The following is a 15,928-nucleotide window of genomic DNA, read 5'->3' on the forward strand; positions in this document are numbered from 1 at the left end:
CTAGGCGTCTCCGAAAAACACGTCGCCGGCGGTTATGCGCAGAACCGAGCCGTCGTCCAGCTTCAGGCGAAGGGCTCCATCAGGGTCCAGGCCCTCGGCGATCCCCCGGTGGGTCTGGTTGGGTAGGCGGGCGACGCAGGGTTCGCCAAGCCCGTGAGCCACTCGGGTCCAGGCCGCGGCGATGGGGGCGAAGCCCTCCCGGGTCCAGATCTGGCGCCAGGCCTCGAAGGACCGGGCCAGGATCTCCAGCGCGTCCCGCGGTTTGGGCGGCCTAGCTGACATGAACTCGGCGAAGGCGCAGGCCGGACGCTCGACGTCCTGCGGATAGGTGGCGAGGTTCACCCCGATCCCCACCGCCAGCCACAGCTTGCCGTCAGGCCGCGAGCCGGACTCGACCAGGATGCCGCTGGCCTTGCGGCCATGGATCATCAGGTCATTGGGCCACTTCACGCGGCCAAGGCCAGGACCTAGGCAGGCCTCGGCGAGATCGGCGACCGCGAGCGCGGCGACAAACGACACCTGGGCGGCGTCCGCCGCCGGCATGTCGGTCACATACAGCAGGGTGGCGGCGAGATTGCCCGTGGGGCTGTCCCAGGCCCGGCCCCGGCGGCCCCGCCCCGCCGTTTGGCGCAAGGCGGTGATCCAGACCGGGCCGGCCTCCCCCGCCTCGGCGCGGCGTCGCGCCTCGGCGTTGGTGGAGTCTATCTCGTCATAGGCCTCGATGGCCGGGATCGACACCTAGGCGAGGCCGAACGCGGCGGCCGCCGCCTTGGCGAGCGGGTCGATGAACACCAGGGCGCCCAGGACCAGCGGGAAGCTGAACAGGGCCGCCGAGATGGCGATGGCCCGCACTTCCACCGGCGGGGCGTCGGTACGGCCCGGAGCCGCGTCGAACCACATCACCTTGATCAGGCGCAGATAGTAGAAGGCCGCCACAACCGAGCCGACCAGGCCGGCGATGGCCGCGCCCTGGATGGCGACGTCGGGCGTGTTGATCGCCGCCTTGAAGACATAGAACTTCGCCCAGAAGCCGGAGAACGGCGGCAGGCCGAGCGCCGACAGCGAAAACGCGGTCATGGCCAGCGCGATGCCCGGGCGTTCCTTGAACAGGCCAGCCATGTCCTCGATGGTCTCCATCGGCTTGCCGTCGCGCGACAGGCCCGAGAGGCAGGCGAAGAAGCCGGTCACGTCCACCATGTAGAGGACCATGAACACCAGCATCGCCTGGACGCCTTCGGCGCTGCCCGAGGCCAAGCCCAGCACGGCGTAGCCGACATTGGCGATGGAGGAATAGGCCCACAGACGCTTCAGGTTGGTCTGGGCCAGGCCCGCAAAGGCGCCGACGAAAATCGACAGCAGGGCCACGATCACCAGGACCTGGCGCCATTGGGCGATGGCCCCGTCAAAGCCGTGGGTCAAAGCGCGGGCGAACAGCACCATGGCGGCGAGCTTGGGCGCCGCGGCGAAGAAGGCCACGACCGGGGTCGGGGCGCCCTCATAGACATCCGGGGTCCACATGTGGAACGGCGCGGCGGAGATCTTGAAGGCCAGGCCGCAGATCAGGAACACCAGGCCGAACAGCACGCCGGTGTGGGCGCCGCCCTGAACGGCGACGGCGATGTCGTCGAACTTGGTGGAGCCGGCGAAGCCGTAGATCAGCGAGGCGCCGTACAGCAGCAGACCCGAGGACAGGGCGCCGAGCACGAAGTACTTCAGGCCGGCTTCCGAAGCTTTGGCGTCGTCGCGGTGCATGGCGGCGAGCACATAGAGGGCCAGGGACTGCAGTTCCACGCCCACATAGAGCGCGATCAGGTCGCCCGCACCGACCATCATGGCCATGCCCAGCGCGGCCAGCAGGATCAGGACCGGGTATTCAAAGTTGTCGACGCCGCGGCGCTTGAACCAGCGCTGGCCCAGCAGGATCGACACCGCGCTGGCGGCGTAGATGGCGACCTGGGCGAAGGACGAGGCCGCGTCAGAAATCAGCCCCCCGGAGAAGGCCTTGCCGACCGGCGCCACAGCGGCGGCGTAGGCCGCGGCGGCCAGGGCCAGGATAGCGCCCAGCCCGACGAGGGCCGTGCGACGCGGGGCGAAAGCCCCCGCCACCAGCAGGAACAGGGCCGCCCCTGCGAGGATGGCCTCGGGAAGGGCCAGGGCGAAATCGGCAGAGAAGGTCATGGCTTCAGGTCCCCCTAGGCGCCGATCGCCGCGCGGTAGGCCGCGACGAGGTTGTCGACCGAGGCCTGGGTCAGGTCGAACACGACGCCCGGATGGACGCCCAGATACAGGGTCGACAGGATCAGCGGCGCGAAGATCGCCACCTCACGCCAGTCGAGGTCGGAGATATTGGCCAGCGCCGGGTTGGTCATCTCGCCGAACACCACGCGCCGGTACAGCGTGAGCGCATAGACGGCCGAGAAGATTACGCCGGAGGCGGCCACCAGGGCCGTCCAGGTCGAGGCCTGGTAGGTCCCGGTCATGGTCAGGATTTCGCCGACGAAGCCCGAGGTGCCCGGCAGGCCGACATTGCCCATGGTGAAGAGCAGGAAGGTCGCCGCGTACCAGGGCATGCGGTTCACCAGGCCGCCATAGTAGGCGATCTCGCGGGTGTGCATGCGGTCATAGACCACGCCGACGCAGAGGAAGAGCGCGCCGGAGATCACCCCGTGGCTCAGCATCTGGAAGATCGCGCCCTGCACGCCGATAGCGTTGCCGGCGAAGATCCCCATGGTCACGAAGCCCATGTGGGCGACCGACGAATAGGCGATCAGCTTCTTCATGTCGGTCTGCCGGAAGGCGACCAGCGAGGTGTAGACGATGGCGATGACGCTGAGGGTGAAGACCAGCGGCGAGAACATCTCCGAGGCCTGCGGGAACATCGGCAGCGAGAAGCGCAGGAAGCCGTAGCCGCCCATCTTCAAGAGGATGCCCGCCAGGATCACGGAACCGGCCGTCGGCGCTTCCACGTGAGCGTCAGGCAGCCAGGTGTGCACCGGCCACATGGGCATCTTCACCGCGAAGGAGGCGAAGAAGGCCAGCCACAGCCAGGTCTGGATCCAGGGCGCGAACTTGTAGGTCATCAACTCGGGGATCGAGCTGGTGCCCGAGATGCCGATCATCGCCAGGATGGCGGCCAGCATCAGGACGGAGCCCAGCAGGGTGTAGAGGAAGAACTTGAAGGCCGCGTAGACCCGACGCTTGCCGCCCCAGATGCCGATGATCAGGAACATCGGCACCAGGCCGAACTCGAAGAAGGCGTAGAAAAGCACCAGGTCCAGCGCGCAGAACACGCCGATGACCAGGGTCTCGAGGATCAGGAAGGCGATCAGGTATTCGAGCACCCGCGTCTCGATCGCCTTCCAGGACGCCGCGATACAGAACGGCATGAGGAAGGCGGTCAGCAGGACGAACAGGATCGAGATCCCGTCGACGCCCATGCGGTAGTGCAGGCCTGCGAACCAGTTGAAGTCCTCGACGAACTGGAAGCCCGCGTTCGAGGCGTCGTACTGGGCCACCAGCAGGACGGACAGGGCGAGCGTGCCCAGGGTCACCACGAAGGCGATCCACTTGGCGGTCTCGACCGTCTTGGCGTCGTCCGGCTTGCCGAACAGGCGAAGCGCGAGAATGCCCGCCACGCCGAGCAGTGGCGAGAAGGTCGTCAGGGAGAGAATGCCGGTCATCTGGTCGCTCCCCCTTAAGCCTGCCAGGCCAGCAGGGCGAAGGTCAGCAGACCCGCCACGCCAAGCAGCATCACGAACGCATAGTGGTAGAGGAAGCCGGACTGCAGCTTACCCGTCCGGCGGCCCAGCGCGTAGGACACCGCCGAGACCCCGTCCGGCCCGAGGCCGTCGATGATCTTCTGATCCCCACCCTTCCAGAACAGATCGCCCAGGAACTTGGTCAGGCGCACGAAGGTGGCCTCATAGAGCTCATCGAAGAACCACTTGTTGTAGAGGAAGGTCCAGAGCAGGCCCTTGTTGGCCGCGATCCGCGCGCCCAGGCCTTCCTTGCGGATATAGACGTACCAGGCGATCACGAGGCCGAGCATCGAGACCACCAGCGGCGCCCAGAGCACCCAGGTGGGCGCATGGTGGGCGTGTTCGAGCACGTGGTTGGTCGGGGCGTTGAAGATCGCGCCCTTCCAGAACTCGCCGCGCTCCTCGCCGACGAACTTCTCGACGAAGGCCCAGCCGGCCAGCACCGCGCCGACCGACAGCACCAGCAGCGGCACGATCATCACCAACGGGCTCTCGTGCGGCTGGTGCGCATGGCCATGGCCATGGCCATGATCGTCGTGCGCGTGGTCGTCGTGGGCATGATCGTCATGACCGTCCGCCGCGTGGGCGTGGTCATCATGGGCGTGCGCATCGTCGTGACCCCACTTGGCGTGGCCATGGAAGGTCATGAAGGCCAGGCGCCAGGAGTAGAAGGCGGTCAGGCCGGCGGCGAACAGGCCGACGATGAAGGCGAAGTAGGCGACGCCGCCATGCTCCTGGCCGGCCGCGAAGGCCGACTCGATGATGGCGTCCTTGGAGTAGAAGCCGGCGAAGCCCAGCTCGACGCCCGGGATCCCGAAGCCGGTGATCGCCAGAGTGCCGATGGTCATCACCGCATAGGTGATGGGCAGGTGCTTCCACAGGGCGCCCATCTTCCGCATGTCCTGCTCGTGGTGCATCCCGTGGATCACCGAGCCGGCGCCCAGGAACAGCAGGGCCTTGAAGAAGGCGTGCGTGAACAGGTGGAACATGGCCGCCTGGTAGGCGCCCACGCCCGCAGCGAAGAACATGTAGCCGAGCTGCGAACAGGTCGAATAGGCGATGACCCGCTTGATGTCGTTCTGGGCCAGGCCGACGGTCGCCGCGAACAGGGCGGTGACGGCGCCGATCAGGGTGACAATCTGCTTGGCCACCGGGGCGTACTCGAACATCGGCGAGAGCAGGCAGACCATGTAGACGCCGGCGGTCACCATGGTGGCGGCGTGGATCAGGGCCGACACCGGGGTCGGGCCTTCCATGGCGTCCGGCAGCCAGGTGTGCAGGAAGAACTGGGCCGACTTGCCCATGGCGCCGATGAACAGCAGGCCGCAGGCCAGGTCGACGGCCGGCCAGGTGTGGCCGGCGAACTCCCAGCCCTTGCCGACCATGGCCGGGATCTGCGGGAACAGTTCAGCGAACTCGATGGTCTTGAACTGCCAGAAGACCGTCATGATGCCGAGCGCGAAGCCGAAGTCGCCCACCCGGTTGACCACGAAAGCCTTGATGGAGGCGGCGTTGGCGCTGGGCTTGTGGAACCAGAAGCCGATCAGCAGGTAGGACGCCAGGCCCACCCCTTCCCAGCCGAAGAACAGCTGCATGAAGTCGGCGGCGGTGACCAGCGACAGCATGGCGAAGGTGAAGAGCGACAGGTAGGCGAAGAACCGCGGCTTGGACGGATCCTCGGCCATGTACCCCCAGCTGTAGAGGTGCACGAGGGCCGAGACCGTGGTCACCACGATCAGCATGGTCGCCGACAGGGCGTCGATGCGGATCGACCAGTTCGACTGGAAGTCGCCGATGTTGATGAACGGCGCGACCGTGGTGGTGAAGGGCTCAAGCCCGCCCCAGGTCCACTGGGAGAAGACCACCCAGGACAGGACGCAGGACAACAGAAGCAGGCCGGTGGTGATGGCCTGGGAGACCGTGTCGCCCAGGCGGCGGCCGAACAGGCCCGCCACGGCCGCCCCGAGGAGCGGTCCGAAGACGATGATGGGAACGATAGACTGCGCGTTCATGGCTTTCCGTCAGCCCTTCATCATCGAGGCGTCGTCCACGGCGATGTCGCCGCGGTTGCGGAAGAAGGTCACCAGGATGGCGAGGCCCACGGCGGCCTCGGCCGCCGCCACGGTCAGGACGAACATGGCGAAGATCTGCCCCACCACGTTGTGGAGATAGACCGAGAAGGCCACCAGGTTGATGTTCACCGAGAGCAGGATCAGCTCCACGGACATCAGGATGACGATGATGTTCTTGCGGTTCACGAAAATCCCGAACACCCCGATGGTGAACAGGATCGCGGCCACCGCCAGATAATGGGCGAGCCCGATGGTCATTCCGAAATCCCCTCGCCCGGCTTGATCTGGACGATGCGCATGCCGCTCTTGGGCGTGCGGGCGACCTGGTCAGCGATGACCTGGCGCCGGACGCCCGGCTTGTGGCGCAGGGTGAGCACGATGGCGCCGATCATGGCCACCAGGAGCACCAGACCCGCCGCCTGGAAGAAGTAGATGTAGTCGGTGTAGAGCACCCGCCCGATGGTCTCGGCGTTGGACAGGCCCTCGGCCGCAGCCATGGGCGTATCATTGCCGGCCGCCGCGCCGTGGCTGGAGACCGCTGTGGCCACCAGCACCATCTCAAAGGCCAGGAAGCCGCCGATGATCGCGCCGATCGGCGCGTACTGGGCGAAACCTTGCCGGAGCGCTGCGAAGTCGACGTCGAGCATCATGACGACGAAGAGGAACAGCACCGCCACCGCGCCGACGTAGACGACGACCAGCAGCATGGCCAGGAACTCCGCCCCCATCAGGACGAAGAGCCCCGCAGCGGAGAAGAATGACAGGATCAGGAACAGCACCGAGTGCACCGGGTTGCGGGCGGAGACCACGCATAGCCCGGCTACGACGGTGACCGTCGCCAGCAGATAGAAAGCGATCGCCTGCAAGGCCATGACGGCTCTTCTCAGCCCCTCTTCTCGCGCCATGCCGGGCCGCCCGGGCCCGGTCTATCGACGCTGTTCAGCACCCTTCGGAATCGCGCGCCGGTCTTACCGGTAGGCCGCGTCGAGTTCCAGATTCTTCGCGATTTCCCGCTCCCAACGATCACCGTTTTCGAGCAGGCGTTCCTTGTCGTAGTAGAGCTCTTCCCGCGTCTCGACGGCGAACTCGATGTTCGGCCCCTCGACGATGGCGTCCACCGGGCAGGCCTCCTGGCACAGGCCGCAGTAGATGCACTTCACCATGTCGATGTCGTAGCGGGTGGTCCGGCGCGAGCCGTCTTCCCGGGGCTCGGCCTCGATGGTGATGGCCTGGGCCGGGCAGATGGCCTCGCACAGCTTGCAGGCGATGCAGCGCTCTTCGCCGTTCGGATAGCGGCGCAGCACGTGCTCGCCGCGGAAGCGGGGCGACTGCGGGTTACGCTCGTGCGGGTACATGACCGTCGCCTTGGGCTTCAGCATGTAGCGCATGGCCAGGCCGAAGGCGCCGACGAAGTCGGACAGCGCCGCGCCCCTGACCGCCTGGGTGATCCGCTGCATCATTGCGAGCCGTTCCTCTTGCACTGATAGGCCGAGAGCCGCTGGGGGTTCCCGTCCGTCTTCAGAACCAGCGCCTCGCCCTTGGCTTCGCAGGCGGCGCGCGCGGTCTTCAGGTTGTCATAGGTCGCCACCCCGCCCTCAGGCTCCGGCCCGCTGGCGCAGGCCGCGCAGAGCGCAAGCGCGGAGATGGCGAGGATCATCTTCACGCCCCGGCCCCGCCGAACACGCGCCAGGCCGCCACGAGCACCACGGCGATACCGGAGGTGGGCAGGAAGACCTTCCAGCCCAGCCGCATCAGCTGGTCGTAGCGGTAGCGCGGCACGATGGCCTTCACCATGCCGAACAGGAAGAAGAAGAAGCACATCTTCAGGGCGAACCACATCAGGCCGTAGAAGCTCTGAGCGGTCGGCGACCACTGATGGACGAAGGCGAAGTCGATGGGCGCCTGCCAGCCGCCGAAGAACATCAGCGAGATCAGGCCGCACATCAGCACGATGTTCACCAGCTCGCCGATCATGAACAGCAGGAAGGGCGAGGAGGAGTATTCGACCTGGTAGCCGGCGACGAGTTCGGACTCGGCTTCCGGCAAGTCGAAGGGCGGACGGTTGGTCTCGGCCAGGGCTGAGATGAAGAAGATCACCGCCATGGCGAACATCACCGGCATGATGACGATGTTCTGCAGGCCGCCGCCGAACACGTTCCAGTTCCAGAACCCGCCGGCCTGCTTTTCGACGATGGTCTGCAGGTTCATCGAACCGGACAGCAGGATCACGGTGATGATCACCAGGCCGATGGAGACCTCGTAGGAGACCATCTGGGCCGCCGAGCGCAGGCTGCCGAGGAAGGGATACTTCGAGTTCGAGGCCCAGCCGCCCATGATGATGCCGTAGACCCCCAGCGAACTGATCGCGAACAGGTACAGCACCCCGACATTGATGTTTGCGACGACCCAGCCCGGCGCGAACGGGATCACCGCCCAGCCCACCAGGGCCAGAGCAAAGGTCAGCAGCGGGGCCAGCAGGAAGACAGCCTTGTCGGCGCCGTCCGGGATCACCACTTCCTTCAGGACGAACTTGATCAGGTCGGCGAAGGACTGCAGCAGGCCAAAGGGTCCGACCACGTTCGGGCCCTTACGCATCTGGACGCCCGCCCAGATCTTGCGGTCGGCGAGCATGAAGAAGGCCAGGGCCACCAGCAGCGGCAGGATCACCAGCATGATCTGGCCGACCGTGATCAGGGTCCAGCCGCCGGGGGTCGCCCAGAAGGAGTTGGCAGCCATGTCTACTCCGCCGCGATCTTGGCCGCGCCAGAAGCCTGGGCGGCGCATTCGGCCATCGTGACGCTGGCGCGCGCGATGGGGTTGGTCAGGTGGAAGGTCTTGACCGGGCTTTCGAAGGCCGAGCTGTCCAGCTCCCCTTCCCCGCCGATCGCGCCCAGGTCCAGGCCGGCCCCGCCGCCCGCAGGCGCGTAGTCGATCTGGCCGAAGGTCGGATGATCCTCGAACAGCTTGGCGCGCAGCTGCGCCAGGGTGTCGTAAGGCAGAGTCTTGCCCAGGCGCGCCGACAGGGCGCGCAGGATGGCCCAGTCCTCACGGGCCTCGCCCTTCGGGAACACCGCGCGCTGGCCCATCTGGACCCGGCCCTCGGTGTTCACATAGAGGCCGTCCTTCTCGGTATAGGCGGCCGCCGGCAGGATCACGTCGGCGCCGTGCGCGCCGGCGTCGCCGTGGGTGCCCATATAGATCTTGAAGGCGTCGGAGGCGGTGAGATTGATCTCGTCCGCGCCCATGACGAACAGGACGTCGACGCCGCCCGGCTTGACCATCTCGAGCGCGGTCTTGCCGCCTTCGCCCGGGATGAAGCCCAGGTCCAGGCCACCCACACGGCTCGCCGCGGTGTGCAGGACGTTCCAGGTCATCTTGTAGGTCTTGGCGACCGCCGCAGCGGCCTTGGCCACCGCCGCGCCGTCAGCCCGGGACAGGGCGCCCGCGCCGACGATGATCGCCGGGGCCTTGGCGTCCTTCAGGGCCTTCAGGAAGTCGCCCTTGGACTTCGACAGGGCCTTCAGGCTGTCCGGGCCAGCGCCCAGGTACTCGTAGCCATAGGTCAGTTCGGCCTGTTCGCCGATGACGCCGACCTTCAGCGCGCCGGCCATCCAGCGCTTGCGCAGCCGGGCGTTGAACACCGGGGCTTCGAGGCGCGGGTTGGTCCCGACCAGCAGGATGACGTCGGCGTTCTCGATGCCGGCGATGGTGGAGTTGAGCAGCCAGCTTTCGCGCGCGCCCTCGCCCAGCTTCATGCCGTCCTGGCGGCAGTCGAGGCTGGCGACGCCCAGGGCCCCGAACAGGTCCTTGGCGGCCTTCATCGATTCCGCGTCCTGCAGGTCGCCGGCGATCACGCCGATCCGGTCCGCAGGGGTCGAGGTCAGCTTGGCGGCGACCGCGTCCAGGGCCTCGGCCCAGGTGGCGGGACGCAGCTTGCCGTTCTCACGCACATAGGGGCGATCCAGGCGCTGCCGGCCCAGGCCGTCCACGGCGTAGCGGGTCTTGTCGCTGATCCACTCCTCGTTGACGTCGTCATTGAGGCGCGGAAGCACGCGCAGCACGGCGGGCCCGCGGGAGTCGACGCGGATCGCGCTGCCCAGGGCGTCCATGACGTCCACGCTCTCGGTCTTCTTCAGCTCCCAGGGACGGGCGTTGAAGGCGTAGGGGCGCGAGGTGAGCGCGCCCACCGGGCACAGGTCGATCACATTGGCCGACAGCTCGGAGGCGACCGCCTTGCCGAGATAGGTCGTGATTTCAACGTCTTCGCCGCGAGAGATGAGACCGATTTCCGGTACGCCGGCCACTTCGGTGATGAAGCGGACGCAGCGGGTGCACTGGATGCAGCGGGTCATCACCGTCTTGATGAGCGGGCCCATGGCCTTCTCTTCAACGGCGCGCTTGTTCAGCTGATAGCGGCTGTCGTCGCGGCCATAGCCCATGGCCTGGTCCTGCAGATCGCACTCACCGCCCTGGTCGCAGATCGGGCAATCCAGCGGGTGGTTGATGAGCAGGAACTCCATCACCCCTTCGCGGGCCTTCTTCACCATCGGCGTGTTGGTGAAGATCTCCTGGTTGTCGGCGGCCGGCAGGGCGCACGAAGCCTGGGGCTTCGGCGGGCCAGGCTTCACCTCGACCAGGCACATGCGGCAGTTGCCGGCGATGGACAGGCGCTCGTGGTAGCAGAACCGCGGGATCTCCTCGCCGGCCAGTTCGGCCACCTGGAGCACCGTCATGCCGGGTTCGAACTCGACCTCGACGCCGTTGACCTTGGCTTTGGGCATCTCTTACTCCGCCGCCTGCAGGCTGGCGCCCTGAACGAAGGGCTTGCCGGCGCGATAGTTTGTAATCCGCTCCTCCACTTCATGACGGAAGTGGCGGAACAGGCCCTGGATCGGCCAGGCGGCCGCGTCACCCAGGCCGCAGATGGTGTGACCTTCGACCTGGCTGGCGACGTCGAGGAGCATGTCGATCTCCTTCATTTCCGCCTCACCGGTGGCCATGCGTTCCATCACCCGCCACATCCAGCCGGTGCCTTCACGGCACGGCGTGCACTGGCCGCAGCTCTCGTGCTTGTAGAAGTAGGACAGCCGCGCGATCGCCTTCACGATGTCGGTGGACTGGTCCATCACGATCACCGCCGCGGTGCCCAGGCCGGACTTCAGGGCCGACAGGCTGTCGAAGTCCATGAGCGCCGTCTCGGCCTCGTGGGCCGGGATCATCCGCACAGACGACCCGCCGGGGATCACGGCCTTCAGGTTGCCCCAGCCGCCGCGCACGCCGCCGCAGTGGTCTTCCAGCAGCTGCTTCAGCGGGATCGACATGGCTTCTTCGATCACGCAGGGCTTCATGACGTGGCCGGAGATGGCCATCAGCTTGGTGCCGGTGTTGTTCGGCCGGCCAAAGCCCGCGAACCACTCGGCGCCCCGGCGCAGGATGGTGCCGACGGTGGAGATGGACTCCACATTGTTGATGGTGGTCGGGCAGCCATAGATACCCGCGCCGGCCGGGAACGGCGGCTTCAGGCGCGGCTGGCCCTTCTTGCCTTCCAGGCTCTCCATCAGGGCGGTTTCGTCGCCGCAGATATAGGCGCCGCCGCCGTGGGTGACGTGGATGTCGAAGTCCCAGCCGTGGACATTGTCCTTGCCGACCAGCTTGGCCGCATAGGCCTGCTTGATGGCCGCTTCCAGGCGCTCGCGCTCGAAGACGTACTCGCCGCGGATATAGACGTAGCAGGTGTGCGCCCGGATCGCGTAGCTGGCGATCAGGCAGCCTTCGATCAGCAGGTGCGGATCATGGCGCAGGATCTCGCGGTCCTTGCAGGTGCCCGGCTCGGACTCATCGGCGTTGACCACCAGATAGTGCGGCCGCTCGCTCTCCTGCTTGGGCATGAAGGTCCACTTCAGCCCGGTGGAGAAGCCAGCGCCGCCACGGCCGCGCAGGCCCGAATTCTTGACCTGGTCGCAGATCCATTCCGGGGTCTGCTGCAGCATCTCGCGGGTGAGCGTCCACGCCCCACGCGCCTTCGCGCCCTCCAGGCCCCAGTCGTGGAGCCCGTAGACGTTGGTGAAGATGCGGTCCTTGTCTTCCAGGATTCCGACCACGATCCCCTACTCTCCCCTGTTCGCGCGGGCGAACCCGGCGATCGACATCGAATGCGCGGCTTGGGCCATCACGCGGTGGGCTCCTTGGCGGCCTTGCCCTTGGGCGCGGCGTTGGGGAGCTTCTTCAGCTTGGCGGCGGAGCCGTCGTAGAGCTTGGGGTCCTGCAGGACCTTGGGACCGCCTTCCGGCGCCGAATTGGTGCGGCCGATGGCCGAGCCAGGCGCGGGCGTTTTGCCGGCGGCGAAGTCATCGAGGATCGCCTCGAAGCTCTCGGCCGTCAGGTCCTCGTAGTAGTAGTCGTTGATGGCGGCCATCGGCGCGTTGGAGCAGGCGCCCAGGCACTCGACTTCCTGCCAGTAGAACTGGCCGTCCTTGGACAGGTGGTCCCGGTCGCCGAACTTGCGCTGGCAGACCGAGATCAGGTCGCCCGCGCCGCGCAGCATGCAGGGCGTGGTGCCGCAGACCTGGACCAGGGCCTTGGAGCCGACCGGCTCCAGCATGAACATCGTATAGAAGGTCGCGACTTCGTAGACGCGGATCACCGGCATGCCGAGCTTCTCGGCCACCAGCCGGATCGCCGGCTCGCTGACCCAGCCTTCCTGCTTCTGGACCAGCCACAGCAGGGGCAGGACCGCGGACTGCTGGCGCCCGGCGGGGAACTTGGACACCCACCAGTCAGCGAGCTTGGCGCTCTCGGCCGAGAAGGCGAAGCTTTCGGGCTGGTTCGGGGAGAGGCGACGGACGCTCATCGAGCCCTCACTTCACGAAGTCGACGCGAACGATCTTGCCGTTCGCGAGGGTGTAGATCGGCGCCACTTCAAAGCTCTCGCCGCCCGGGGCGCGCGAGACCTTCTCGTGATCGATCACGTTGGAGCCGACCACGATGCGGTTCACGACCGTGGCGGTGTTCTGCGGGAAGTCGGCGAACAGCTTGGCGTGCCGCTCACGGATCGAGGCGATGCCCTGATTGGTGATCTCGCCGCCATAACCGGCCAGCACCGCGTCGTCCGCATAGAACGAGCAGAAGGCGTCCAGGTCCTGGGCGTTGTAGGCCTCAAGCTGACCCTGGACGATCTTGGCGTTGTCGCTCACCGGTCCACCTCACCAAACACGATATCGAGGGAGCCGAGGATGGCGGAGACGTCGGCCAGCATGTGGCCGCGGTTCATCCAGTCCATCGCCGACAGGTGGGCGAAGCCCGGCGCACGCAGCTTCACGCGATAGGGCTTGTTGGTCCCGTTGGAGACCAGGAACACCCCGAATTCGCCCTTCGGCGCCTCGACCGCGGCGTAGACCTCGCCTTCCGGCGTGGAAAAGCCCTCGGTGTAGAGCTTGAAGTGATGGATCAGGGCTTCCATCGACCGCTTCATGTCGCCACGCCGCGGCGGGGACAGCTTGTGGTCGTCGGACAGCACCGGGCCGGAGGTCTTCTTCAGGCGGTCGATAGCCTGGAGAATGATCTTCACCGACTCCCGCATTTCCTGCATCCGGCAGAGATAGCGGTCGTAGCAGTCGCCGTTCACGCCGAGCGGAATGTCGAACTCGAAGTCGTCATAGCACTCGTAGGGCTGCGAACGGCGCAGGTCCCAGGCGATGCCCGAGCCGCGCACCATCACGCCGGAGAAGCCCCAGGCCAGCGCCTCTTCCTTGGTCACGACGCCGATGTCGACGTTGCGCTGCTTGAAGATGCGGTTGCCGGTGATCAGCTTGTCGATGTCGTTCAGCGGCTTGGCGAAGTTCTTCGCCCAGGCCTCGATGTCGTTGATCAGGGCCTCGGGCAGGTCCTGGTGGACGCCGCCGGGACGGAAGAAGTTGGCGTGCAGGCGCGCGCCAGACGCACGCTCATAGAACACCATCAGCTTTTCGCGCTCTTCAAAGCCCCACAGAGGCGGGGTCAGAGCGCCGACGTCCATGGCCTGGGTCGTGACGTTCAGCAGGTGGTTCAGCACCCGGCCGATCTCGCTGTAGATGACACGGATCAGGCTGCCGCGGATCGGCACCTCCACGCCCAACAGCTTCTCGATGGCCATGCAGAAGGCGTGTTCCTGGTTCATCGGCGCCACGTAGTCGAGGCGGTCGAGATAGGGCACGTTCTGCAAGTAGGTGCGGTACTCCATCAGCTTTTCGGTGCCGCGGTGCAGCAGGCCGATGTGCGGGTCGACCCGCTCCACGACCTCGCCGTCCAGCTCCAGCACCAGGCGCAGCACGCCGTGCGCCGCCGGGTGCTGCGGACCAAAGTTGATGTTGAACTTGCGGACCGGGGTCTCGGGCAGGACCGGGGCTTGAGAGGCGTCGTCAGCCATTACTTCGGCCCTCCGGCTTGATCGGCCTTCTCGTCGCCGGGCAGCACGTAGTCGGCGCCTTCCCAGGGCGACAGGAAGTCCCAGTTACGGAACTCCACGGACTTCACCGGCTCATAGACCACGCGCTTGAGCTCGTCGTCGTAGCGTAGCTCGACATAGCCCGACATCGGGAAGTCCTTGCGCAGCGGGTGCCCGTGGAAGCCGTAGTCGGTCAGGATGCGGCGCAGATCCGGGTGCCCTTCGAAGAACACGCCGTACATGTCGAAGGTCTCGCGCTCGTACCAGTTGGCCACCGGGAACACGTCAACGGCGCTCGGCACCGGGGTGTCCTCGTCGGTCTGGACCTTGAAGCGGACCCGCATGTTCTTGGTCATCGACAGCAGGTGATAGACCACGTCGAAGCGCAACGGGCGCTCCGGATAGTCCACGCCCGACAGGTCGATCAGCTCCTGGAAGCCGAACTTGTCGCGCAACAGGGTCAGGGCCTGCAGCGCCCGGTTCGCCGGGCCTGTCAGGGTCAGTTCGCCGAACGCGACCGAAGCGCCGGCGATGGCGCCGGCGCTGTCCGCCACGGCCTGCTGGCCGAGCGCGGCCAGGGCGTCATTGGAATGCGGCCAGCTCATCGCTCGATCGTCCCCGTGCGACGGATCTTCTTCTGCAGCTGCAGCACGCCGTAGACCAGGGCCTCGGCGGTGGGCGGGCAGCCGGGCACATAGATGTCGACCGGAACGATCCGGTCGCAGCCGCGCACGACAGAATAGGAGAAGTAGTAGTAGCCGCCGCCGTTGGCGCAGGAACCCATGGAGATGACGTAGCGGGGCTCCGGCATCTGGTCGTAGACCTTGCGCAGGGCCGGAGCCATCTTGTTGCACAGGGTGCCGGCGACGATCATCACGTCCGACTGGCGCGGGCTGGCGCGCGGCGCGAAGCCGTAACGCTCCAGGTCGTAGCGCGGCATCGAGGCCTGCATCATCTCGACGGCGCAGCACGCCAGGCCGAAGGTCATCCACATCAGCGAGCCGGTGCGGGCCCAGGTGATCAGGTCGTCCGCGGCGGCGGTGATGAAGCCCTTGTCGGCGAGCTGTTGCGAGACGCCGTCAAAGAACGGGTCGTGCAGCTTGGGGTCATACCCCTCGACGGTCGAGCGACCGGCGGAGCCGGCGGGAACGATCACTCCCATTCGAGCGCGCCCTTCTTCCATTCATAGATGAAGCCGACGGTCAGGACGCCCAGGAAGGTCATCATCGACCAGAACGAAAACTGCGCCACTTCCGGCGGCAGCTTCATGAGCGAGACCGCCCACGGGAACAGGAAGGCGACTTCCAGGTCGAAGATGATGAACAGGATCGAGACCAGATAGAACCGGACGTCGAACTTCATCCGCGCATCGTCGAAGGCGTTGAACCCGCATTCGTAGCTGGAGAGCTTTTCCGGGTCCGGCGCGTTGGGCGCCAAGAGGGTCGAGGCCAGGAGGAAAACCAGGCCGAGGACGCTCGAGATCCCCAGGAAGATCACGATCGGGAGGTACTGCAGGAGAAAGGCGTTCATGGAATCCTCGAAGGAGTCGCGGCCCTTCTAGACCACCATGACCGCAGGTTCAAACAGGCGTGTCACAGGGTCGCGCCGGAAATTTCATCCAGGCCTGAAACGCACCCCGTCTTGGGGTCATGGGCCAGCTATCCCCAGGAAAAGGA

Annotated in this window: 17 protein-coding genes; all 17 read right to left on the reverse strand. The window is 66.3% G+C overall.

Annotated elements, in window-relative coordinates; genetic code table 11:
- Positions 1 to 738 (reverse strand): biotin--[acetyl-CoA-carboxylase] ligase, encoded by a 738-nt coding sequence (locus tag ACFQ27_RS08305; RefSeq protein WP_377353245.1) that lies wholly within the window; start codon positions 736 to 738, stop codon positions 1 to 3.
- Complete coding sequence (gene nuoN, locus ACFQ27_RS08310; protein WP_374346751.1) at positions 739 to 2,178, reverse strand: NADH-quinone oxidoreductase subunit NuoN; 1,440 nt, start codon at positions 2,176 to 2,178, stop codon at positions 739 to 741.
- 14 nt (positions 2,179 to 2,192) lie between these two features.
- Positions 2,193 to 3,680: an NADH-quinone oxidoreductase subunit M gene (locus ACFQ27_RS08315; protein WP_377353246.1), complete on the reverse strand. Its 1,488-nt coding sequence runs from the start codon at positions 3,678 to 3,680 to the stop codon at positions 2,193 to 2,195.
- Positions 3,681 to 3,694: 14 nt separating this feature from the next.
- The gene (gene nuoL / locus ACFQ27_RS08320) at positions 3,695 to 5,770 is read right to left on the reverse strand and encodes an NADH-quinone oxidoreductase subunit L (protein ID WP_377353247.1); all 2,076 of its coding nucleotides are present in this window, start codon (positions 5,768 to 5,770) and stop codon (positions 3,695 to 3,697) included.
- Between the two features lie 9 nt (positions 5,771 to 5,779).
- Positions 5,780 to 6,088: an NADH-quinone oxidoreductase subunit NuoK gene (gene nuoK / locus ACFQ27_RS08325; RefSeq protein ID WP_374346754.1), complete on the reverse strand. Its 309-nt coding sequence runs from the start codon at positions 6,086 to 6,088 to the stop codon at positions 5,780 to 5,782.
- A complete protein-coding gene (locus ACFQ27_RS08330; RefSeq protein ID WP_374346755.1) occupies positions 6,085 to 6,702 on the reverse strand; it encodes an NADH-quinone oxidoreductase subunit J in 618 nt (205 codons plus the stop codon). The genes nuoK and ACFQ27_RS08330 overlap by 4 nt, the downstream gene beginning before the upstream one ends.
- Positions 6,703 to 6,798: 96 nt before the next feature.
- A complete protein-coding gene (gene nuoI, locus ACFQ27_RS08335; protein ID WP_374346756.1) occupies positions 6,799 to 7,290 on the reverse strand; it encodes an NADH-quinone oxidoreductase subunit NuoI in 492 nt (163 codons plus the stop codon).
- A complete protein-coding gene (locus ACFQ27_RS08340; protein ID WP_377353248.1) occupies positions 7,287 to 7,493 on the reverse strand; it encodes a hypothetical protein in 207 nt (68 codons plus the stop codon). Before ACFQ27_RS08340 ends, nuoI begins: the two co-directional genes overlap by 4 nt.
- Complete coding sequence (gene nuoH, locus ACFQ27_RS08345; protein WP_377353250.1) at positions 7,490 to 8,566, reverse strand: NADH-quinone oxidoreductase subunit NuoH; 1,077 nt, start codon at positions 8,564 to 8,566, stop codon at positions 7,490 to 7,492. The genes ACFQ27_RS08340 and nuoH overlap by 4 nt, the downstream gene beginning before the upstream one ends.
- Positions 8,567 to 8,568: 2 nt before the next feature.
- Complete coding sequence (nuoG, locus tag ACFQ27_RS08350) at positions 8,569 to 10,611, reverse strand: NADH-quinone oxidoreductase subunit NuoG (protein WP_377353251.1); 2,043 nt, start codon at positions 10,609 to 10,611, stop codon at positions 8,569 to 8,571.
- Positions 10,612 to 10,614: 3 nt separating this feature from the next.
- The gene (nuoF, locus tag ACFQ27_RS08355) at positions 10,615 to 11,931 is read right to left on the reverse strand and encodes an NADH-quinone oxidoreductase subunit NuoF (RefSeq protein ID WP_374346760.1); all 1,317 of its coding nucleotides are present in this window, start codon (positions 11,929 to 11,931) and stop codon (positions 10,615 to 10,617) included.
- A 68-nt stretch (positions 11,932 to 11,999) separates the two neighbouring features.
- On the reverse strand, positions 12,000 to 12,680 hold the full coding sequence (gene nuoE / locus ACFQ27_RS08360) for an NADH-quinone oxidoreductase subunit NuoE (RefSeq protein WP_377353252.1): 681 nt from the start codon (positions 12,678 to 12,680) through the stop codon (positions 12,000 to 12,002).
- A 7-nt stretch (positions 12,681 to 12,687) separates the two neighbouring features.
- A complete protein-coding gene (locus ACFQ27_RS08365; RefSeq protein ID WP_374346762.1) occupies positions 12,688 to 13,023 on the reverse strand; it encodes a nuclear transport factor 2 family protein in 336 nt (111 codons plus the stop codon).
- On the reverse strand, positions 13,020 to 14,234 hold the full coding sequence (locus ACFQ27_RS08370) for an NADH-quinone oxidoreductase subunit D (RefSeq protein ID WP_374346763.1): 1,215 nt from the start codon (positions 14,232 to 14,234) through the stop codon (positions 13,020 to 13,022). The genes ACFQ27_RS08365 and ACFQ27_RS08370 overlap by 4 nt, the downstream gene beginning before the upstream one ends.
- Positions 14,234 to 14,857, reverse strand: a complete 624-nt coding sequence (locus tag ACFQ27_RS08375; protein WP_374346764.1) for an NADH-quinone oxidoreductase subunit C — start codon at positions 14,855 to 14,857, stop codon at positions 14,234 to 14,236. The genes ACFQ27_RS08370 and ACFQ27_RS08375 overlap by 1 nt, the downstream gene beginning before the upstream one ends.
- Entirely contained in the window at positions 14,854 to 15,435 is a 582-nt protein-coding gene (locus ACFQ27_RS08380) for a NuoB/complex I 20 kDa subunit family protein (RefSeq protein ID WP_374346765.1), read from the reverse strand. Before ACFQ27_RS08380 ends, ACFQ27_RS08375 begins: the two co-directional genes overlap by 4 nt.
- Positions 15,405 to 15,782: an NADH-quinone oxidoreductase subunit A gene (locus ACFQ27_RS08385; RefSeq protein ID WP_374346766.1), complete on the reverse strand. Its 378-nt coding sequence runs from the start codon at positions 15,780 to 15,782 to the stop codon at positions 15,405 to 15,407. The genes ACFQ27_RS08380 and ACFQ27_RS08385 overlap by 31 nt, the downstream gene beginning before the upstream one ends.
- Between the last annotated feature and the right edge of the window lie 146 nt (positions 15,783 to 15,928).

This window comes from Phenylobacterium conjunctum, from assembly GCF_042679085.1.
In the GTDB taxonomy this organism is placed as follows: Bacteria; Pseudomonadota; Alphaproteobacteria; order Caulobacterales; family Caulobacteraceae; genus Phenylobacterium; species Phenylobacterium conjunctum.